Consider the following 7,174-nt stretch of genomic DNA (forward strand, 5'->3'; position numbering starts at 1 on the left):
GGAGACTCGCGGTCACAAGGCGTATAATTTTTGGCCATTGCGGGGAAGCCGTGGCTTCCCAGGCCATCGTTTGCGGAGAGGCCCATGTTCCAGAATCTCAGTGATCGTCTGTCCCAGACGCTCAAGTCCATCAAGGGTCAGGCGCGCCTGACCGAAGACAACGTCAAGGATACCCTGCGGGAAGTGCGCCGGGCGCTGCTCGAGGCCGATGTCGCGCTGCCGGTGGTCAAGGCGTTCATCGACCGCGTGCGCGAGCGTGCCGTGGGCCAGGAGGTATCGAAGAGCCTCTCGCCGGGGCAGCAGTTCGTCAAGATCGTCCAGCAGGAGCTCGAGGCGATCATGGGCGAGGCCAACGAAGGCCTGGTGCTCAAGAGCTCGCCCGCCGTGGTGCTGATGGCCGGCCTGCAGGGGGCGGGCAAGACCACCTCGGTGGCCAAGCTGGCGCGCTACCTGCGCGAACGCGAGAAGAAGAAGGTGCTGGTGGTCTCGGCGGACGTCTACCGTCCGGCGGCTATCGACCAGCTCGAGACGCTCGCCGATGAGGTGGACGTCGACTTCTTCCCGTCGAGCAGCGATCAGCAGCCGGTGGATATCGCCGAGGCGGCCATCAAGCACGCCAGGATCAAGTTTCACGACGTGGTGCTGGTCGATACCGCCGGTCGCCTGGCCATCGACGAGGCGATGATGGCGGAAATCCAGGCGCTCAACCGTGCCGTGTCGCCGGACGAGACGCTGTTCGTGGTCGATGCCATGACCGGTCAGGATGCCGCCAATACCGCCAAGGCGTTCCACGAGGCGCTGCCGCTGACCGGTGTGATCCTCACCAAGGCCGATGGCGATGCCCGTGGTGGTGCGGCCCTGTCGGTCCGGCACATCACCGGCAAACCGATCAAGTTCATGGGTATGGGTGAGAAGGTCGACGCCCTGGAACCCTTCCATCCCGACCGGGTCGCCTCGCGGATCCTTGGCATGGGCGATGTGCTGTCGCTGATCGAGGAAGCCGAGCGTACCGTCGACCAGGGCAAGGCCGAGAAGCTGGCCAAGAAGGTCAAGAAAGGCGACGGCTTCGATCTCGAGGACTTCCGCGACCAATTGCAGCAGCTCAAGAAGATGGGCGGCATGGGCGGTATGCTCGGCAAGCTGCCCGGCATGGGGCAGATGGCCGAGATGGCCCAGGGGCCGGGACCCGAGAAGGAATTCGGCAAGCTCGAGGCGTTGATCAACTCCATGACGCCCAGGGAACGGCGTCGCCCGGACATCATCAACGGGTCGCGCAAGCGCCGGATTGCCGCCGGTGCCGGCTTGCAGGTGCCCGACCTGAATCGCCTGCTTAAGCAGCACAAGCAGATGCAGAAGATGATGAAGAAGGCCGGCAAGAAGGGCGGAATGCAGAAGATGATGCGTGGCATGCCCGGCATGATGGGCGGCCAGGGAGGTCCTGGCGGGCCCGGTGGCCCGGGCGGCATGGGCGGTCCCGGCGGCATGCCCTGGCGCTGAACGAGGCCGTGTGCACGCAAAAAGGTTTCCAAGCCGGGGAGATTTCCGTAAAATGCTGCGTCTTCACTGGCAGGTCCGCGTCGATTCGCGGGCATCGTCGTGACCGAACGACTCGGCGACGGGCGTAAACCCGCCACCGAACCGATTGTCGAAGGGCGAGCCTTCGATCGACAACCTCCGTAACTCAACTGAAGGACAGTCAACGCATGGTTACCATTCGTCTGGCACGTGGTGGCGCCAAGAAGCGTCCCTTCTATCATCTGACCGTGACCGATTCGCGCAAGTCGCGCGATGGTCGTTTCATCGAGCGCCTGGGCTTCTTCAACCCGGTGGCGCGTGGCCAGGAAGAACGCCTGCGCATCGACCTGGACCGCATCAGCGAATGGCAGGAAAAGGGCGCTCAGTTGTCCGGCCGTGTCGCCGAGCTGGTCAAAGAAGCCCGCAAGCAGGCCTGAGTCGCCTGACGCGGTTGCATGTCCGACGCAGAGTCGACGATGAGCATGAGTGCCGAGCACAAGGCGTCTCCCGAGCATGTCGTATTGGGCAAGTTGACCAGCCCGTATGGCGTGAAGGGATGGCTGAGGGTGTATTCGTACACCAGCCCCATGGAAGGCATCCTCGACTACGGTGAGTGGGTGTTGCGCCATCGGGGCGTCGAGTCGCGTTATCGACTCGCTCAAGGACGTCTGCATGGCAAGGGGCTGGTCGCCCGGCTCGAGGGCGTCGATGGCCGGGATCAGGCCGAGGCGCTTGCGGGTGCCGAGGTGCTGCTGCCCACCGCCGAACTCCCAGAGCTTCCCGAAGACGACGATTTCTACTGGTATCAACTCGAAGGGTTGGCCGTCGTGACCACCGAGGGCATCTCCCTGGGGCGCGTCGAGTACCTTTTCGAGACCGGTGCCAACGACGTCCTGGTCGTCAAGGGGCGCGACGGTGAGAGCCTCGATGCGCGTGAGCGTCTCCTGCCCTTCCTGCCCGACGAGGTCGTGAAGGAAGTGAATCTCGAGGCGGGGCGGATGATCGTCGACTGGGATCCGGCATTTTGAGTCGGTGCGATGCGGCGATGTGGGTCGGTGTCGTTTCCCTGTTTCCCGAGATGTTCGAGGCGCTGACGCGCCAGGGCGTGACGGGACGAGCCGTGGAAAAGGGCAGCATCGACCTGGCGTTCTGGAACCCCAGGGACTATGCCACCGATCGTCACCGCACCGTGGATGATCGTCCCTATGGCGGCGGTCCGGGCATGCTGATGAAGGTCGACACCCTACGCGCGGCCATTCATGACGCTCGCTCGCGAGCGGAGGCCGCCACCGGCCAGCGGCCGAGGGTGATCTACCTGTCTCCCCAGGGACGCCGCCTCGATCAGGAAGGCGCCCGGGAGTTGGCGTCGGGCCCGCCTCTGGTGGTGGTGGCCGGACGCTATGAAGGCATCGATGAGCGGGTGGTGGAAGCCGACATCGATGAGGAGTGGTCGATCGGCGACTATGTGCTCAGCGGCGGCGAGCTGCCGGCCATGGTGCTGATCGACGCAGCGGCAAGGCTGGTGCCCGGCGTGCTTGGGCATCAGGATTCCGCGCTCGAGGACTCCTTCAACGACGGGCTGCTGGATTGTCCGCACTACACCCGTCCCGAGGATGTCGACGGGCGGCGAGTGCCGGAGGTGTTGCTCAGCGGCCATCATGGCGCCATTCGGCGCTGGCGCTTGAAGCAGTCGCTGGGGCGGACCTGGCTGAGGCGTCCCGACCTGCTGGAAGGCAGGACGTTGAACGACGAGCAATCTCGCCTGCTCGAGGAGTTCATCGAGGAATACGCGCTGGCCTCTCGTTAGGAAAGCGCGGAGGTGCAGGACGCGAATCAAGCGGACCTGTGTCACCAACGACGCTCCCGTGCCTCGACTCGTTTCGAGCGCCGGGATCACGACTCACCGGCCATCCACTGTCGGTCCGGCGGGTCACGTAATGTTATCGAGGAGTTGAATGTCATGAGTAGCAAGAACAAGGTGATCCAGGCGCTCGAAGCCGAGCAGATGAACAAGGACGTGCCGGAATTCGCCCCGGGCGATACCGTGGTCGTCCAGGTTCAGGTCAAGGAAGGTAACCGCGAGCGTCTCCAGGCCTTCGAAGGCGTGGTGATCGGCAAGCGCAACCGGGGGCTGAACTCCGCCTTCACCGTGCGCAAGGTGTCTCACGGCGTCGGTGTCGAGCGTACCTTCCAGACCTACAGCCCGCTGGTCGATTCCATCAGCGTCAAGCGTCGCGGCGATGTTCGCCAGGCCAAGCTGTACTATCTCCGCGAGCGCAGCGGCAAGTCCGCCCGCATCAAGGAAAAGCTGGCCTGAGGCCCGTTTTCCGGGCATGACGGAGCCGATGGCTCTCGTCTGACGATACCCCGTCACCGCACTTGCGGGGCGGGGTTTTTCATGTCCAGGAACGAGCGCCGGTGGCGCGCACGCGAGGAACTGACAGCATGTCGACGCCCCTCAATGATCCTGCCTTGATCGATGCCTTCCTCGACGGCCTCTGGCTGGAGCAGGGGGCCAGCGACAACACCCTGGCGGCCTATCGGCATGACCTGCGGACCTGGCAGGCACGGCTCGTCGAACATGACGCCACCTTGCTGACGCCACCGCCGAAAGCGCTGGCGGACTGGCTGGAAGAGCGTCGCGAAGCGGGCTACAAACTGCGCAGCAACGCCCGGCTGTTATCCAGCCTGAGGCGCTTCTATCACTGGGCACTGGGCGATGGCCTGATCGAACATGACCCGCTCGCTGAGGTCAGACTGCCCAGGGTGACGCCGTCGCTGCCCAATACGCTGGAAGAGGGCGAAGTGGAGCGCCTGCTCGAGGCGCCGGATGTCGACACCGACCTGGGGCTGCGCGACCGCGCCATGCTCGAGGTGCTCTATGGCGCCGGCCTGCGAGTCACGGAACTGGTGGGCCTGACGACCGATGCGCTCAATCTTCGCCAGGGTGTCGTGAGGGTTCGCGGCAAGGGCGACAAGGAGCGGCTGGTACCGCTCGGCGAGGAGGCCGTGGACTGGCTGTCGCGGTATCTACGCAGCGCCCGAGGGGCGCTGATGCGTGACGTGACGCGCCCCGCACTGTTTCCGGGGCGGGGCGATGCCTGCCTGACCCGCCAGGCCTTCTGGTATCGTATCAAGGCACACGCCAGGCGTGCCGGCATCGAGCGTCCCTTGTCACCACATACCCTGCGGCACGCCTTTGCCACCCACCTGTTGAATCATGGGGCCAATCTGCGTGTCGTACAGCTGCTGCTGGGTCACAGCGATCTGTCGACCACGCAGATCTACACCCATGTCGCGCAGGTCCGGCTCGAGGCCCTGCATGCCGAACACCACCCCCGAGGCTGAATCATGAGAGTATCGACCCTTCCCCTGGCCGGTGGCCTGCTCGCCGCTACCCTGGCGCTGCCTTCCCTGGCCGGCGCCAGCGTGCCCGACTCCCTCGAGACACTCGAGGTATCGGGACGCAGCATGCCGGTGAAAGACGTGCGAGAAACCCCCATGGCGGATATCTTCGAGGTGCGCCTGGAGACCGGGGAGACCTTCTATACCAATGCCGAGGGCAATTATTTCCTGGTGGGGGATCTCTACGAGAACGCCGATGCCGGGCTCGTCAATCTGACCGAGCAGACGCGCAACAGCGAGCGCACCGCTCGGCTGGACGAGATCCCCGATGACCAGCGGGTCACCTTCCGTGGCACCGAGACCCCCGAGGCCAGGGTGGTGGTGTTCACCGATACGACCTGTCCCTACTGCCAGCGGCTCCATGAGGAAGTACCGCGCTTCAATGAGCTGGGTATCGAAGTGGATTATCTGGCCTTTCCCAGGGGCGGCATGAACTCGCCCGGTGCCCGTGAGATGGAACAGGTCTGGTGCGCCGACAATCCGAGCGAGGCGTTGTCGGCCGCGTTTCGTGACGAGTCGCTGGAAAGTGATGCAACCTGCGACAATCCGGTCGAGGAACAGTATCATCTAGGGCTGGAGCTCGGCGTGCAGGGCACGCCGGCCATCATCCTGCCCGACGGCAGCCTGGTCCCCGGTTATGTGCCGGCGGAACGCCTGGCTACCATGCTGGGAGTGGATGACTGATACAACCGCGTCGATGAACGCGGACGGCGGGGCCCGGCCCCGCCATCGCTTGGACACACGCCAGAACGAAGAGGGGAATGACATTGAAACCGGTGAGAGTGGGAATCTGTGGCCTGGGCACTGTCGGAGGCGGGACCTTCAACGTGCTGACACGCAACGCCGACGAGATCGCCCGTCGGGCGGGGCGGCCCATCGTCATTGAGCAAGTGGCCTATCGCAGCCCCAACCCCGAGTGCGACATCACCGGTATCAAGACCACCCAGGATGTCTTCGAGCTGGCCTCCAACCCCGATGTCGATGTCGTCGTCGAGCTCATTGGCGGCTATGACGTGGCCCGGGAACTGGTGCTGACGGCCATCGACAACGGCAAGCACGTGGTCACCGCCAACAAGGCCCTGATCGCCGTGCATGGCAACGAGATCTTCCAGGCCGCTCACGAGAAGGGCGTGATCGTGGCCTTCGAGGCCGCGGTGGCCGGGGGCATCCCGGTCATCAAGTCGCTGCGCGAAGGGCTTGGCGCCAACCGCATCGAGTGGCTGGCGGGCATCATCAACGGCACCGGCAACTATATCCTCACGCACATGCGCGACGAGGGACGGGCCTTCGAGGACGTGCTCGCCGAGGCCCAGGCGCTGGGTTACGCCGAGGCCGACCCGACCTTCGACGTCGAGGGTATTGACGCCGCGCACAAGCTGACCATCCTGGCCTCCATCGCCTATGGCGTGCCCCTGCAGTTCGAGAAGGCCTACACCGAGGGTATCTCCCGGGTCACCGCCGAGGATGTCGAGCAGGCCGACAATCTCGGCTATGTCATCAAGCATCTGGGCATCTCCAAGCGCACCGATGCCGGCCTGGAGCTGCGTGTTCATCCGACCCTGATCCCCAAGGGACGGCTGCTGGCCAACGTGCACGGCGTGAAGAACGCCATCGCCGTGATGGGCGACGCCGTGGGTCCGACCCTTTATTACGGTGCCGGCGCCGGTGCCGAGCCCACTGCCTCGGCGGTGGTCGCCGACGTGCTCGACGTGGCCCGCGACATCACCACCGATCACCATTATCGCGTCCCCTATCTGGCCTTCAGCGGTATCGGCGAGGGGGATGATCAGCCGCAGATCATGCCCATGGAGGAGATCGACACCGCCTACTATCTGCGTCTGCTGGCGGTGGACCGCCCCGGCGTACTGGCCCGGGTGGCGACGATCCTCTCCGAGGAAGGCATCTCCATCGAGGCGTTGATCCAGAAGGAAGCCACCGAGGGTGAACTGGTGCCGATCATCCTGCTGACGCACAGCACGCGCGAGAGGCTCATGAACGAAGCGATCCGTCGTATCGAGTCGATGGCCGACATCGCCGGCTCGGTGACGCGGATCCGGGTGGAGAGCCTCGACGAGCAGGAATAAGCCGGGCTGCGCCCGGAGCTGTAAGCCGTAAGCCGTAAGCTTGAAGCTTGAAGCTGGAAGAACCCCCTTGACCCAAGGGAGCGGGGGTTCACCCTGCCTTCGAGCTTCGAGCTTCGAGCTTCGAGCTTCGAGCTTCGAGCTTCGAGCTTCGAGCTTCGAGCTTCGAGCTT

Annotated in this window: 8 protein-coding genes; all 8 read left to right on the plus strand. The window is 64.5% G+C overall.

Going from position 1 to position 7,174, the window contains the following annotated elements:
• Positions 1-84: 84 nt before the first annotated feature.
• Entirely contained in the window at positions 85-1,497 is a 1,413-nt protein-coding gene (gene ffh, locus LU493_RS14480) for a signal recognition particle protein (protein ID WP_275288498.1), read from the plus strand.
• A gap of 206 nt (positions 1,498-1,703) precedes the next feature.
• The gene (rpsP, locus tag LU493_RS14485) at positions 1,704-1,952 is read left to right on the plus strand and encodes a 30S ribosomal protein S16 (RefSeq protein ID WP_275288499.1); all 249 of its coding nucleotides are present in this window, start codon (positions 1,704-1,706) and stop codon (positions 1,950-1,952) included.
• A gap of 18 nt (positions 1,953-1,970) precedes the next feature.
• Positions 1,971-2,543 (plus strand): ribosome maturation factor RimM, encoded by a 573-nt coding sequence (rimM, locus tag LU493_RS14490; protein ID WP_275288500.1) that lies wholly within the window; start codon positions 1,971-1,973, stop codon positions 2,541-2,543.
• Between the two features lie 17 nt (positions 2,544-2,560).
• Positions 2,561-3,322 (plus strand): tRNA (guanosine(37)-N1)-methyltransferase TrmD, encoded by a 762-nt coding sequence (gene trmD / locus LU493_RS14495; protein ID WP_275288506.1) that lies wholly within the window; start codon positions 2,561-2,563, stop codon positions 3,320-3,322.
• Positions 3,323-3,475: 153 nt separating this feature from the next.
• Positions 3,476-3,832 carry a 50S ribosomal protein L19 gene (gene rplS, locus LU493_RS14500; protein ID WP_013333616.1) on the plus strand — a complete coding sequence of 119 codons (357 nt, stop codon included), beginning with the start codon at positions 3,476-3,478 and terminating at the stop codon, positions 3,830-3,832.
• Positions 3,833-3,960: 128 nt separating this feature from the next.
• Complete coding sequence (xerD, locus tag LU493_RS14505; RefSeq protein ID WP_275288501.1) at positions 3,961-4,863, plus strand: site-specific tyrosine recombinase XerD; 903 nt, start codon at positions 3,961-3,963, stop codon at positions 4,861-4,863.
• A gap of 3 nt (positions 4,864-4,866) precedes the next feature.
• Positions 4,867-5,604, plus strand: coding sequence for a DsbC family protein (locus LU493_RS14510; RefSeq protein ID WP_275288502.1), 738 nt, complete (start codon positions 4,867-4,869; stop codon positions 5,602-5,604).
• A gap of 83 nt (positions 5,605-5,687) precedes the next feature.
• Positions 5,688-7,004, plus strand: a complete 1,317-nt coding sequence (locus LU493_RS14515) for a homoserine dehydrogenase (protein ID WP_275288507.1) — start codon at positions 5,688-5,690, stop codon at positions 7,002-7,004.
• Positions 7,005-7,174 lie beyond the last annotated feature (170 nt).

The organism is Halomonas elongata, from assembly GCF_029081005.1.
GTDB lineage: Bacteria > Pseudomonadota > Gammaproteobacteria > Pseudomonadales > Halomonadaceae > Halomonas > Halomonas elongata_B.